The organism is Flagellimonas flava, from assembly GCF_050617915.1.
Lineage (GTDB): Bacteria > Bacteroidota > Bacteroidia > Flavobacteriales > Flavobacteriaceae > Flagellimonas > Flagellimonas flava_A.
The window spans coordinates 1-243 of sequence record NZ_JBODQE010000139.1 but is presented as its reverse complement, the minus strand read 5'-3'; the positions used below and the strand labels follow the sequence as shown (position 1 = coordinate 243).

1 pseudogene is annotated in these 243 nt (G+C 37.4%); it reads right to left on the bottom strand.

The features are described from left to right. Window positions 1-44: 44 nt before the first annotated feature. Window positions 45-243 (bottom strand): annotated as a pseudogene (locus tag ACRHOZ_RS21295) (adenosylmethionine--8-amino-7-oxononanoate transaminase); the annotation flags it as partial.

Here is a 243-nt window from a genome sequence, read left to right as displayed (position 1 = left end):
ATAAGGCGGTTATGGAAATGCGTTGTTCCAACATTTTTGATTGACTATACAATTTCCAAAGCTGATTTTATCGTATCGTAAATCTTGTTCATTTGCATCTCGGATATTACATAAGGCGCCAAAATATAAATGGTATTCCCCAAAGGGCTAAGAAAAACCCCCTCGTCCATAAAATGTTTGAACAATTTGTCCCTTAGAGTCCCGTATCGCTCCATCTGAATATCCAAATCCAACGCATAAATC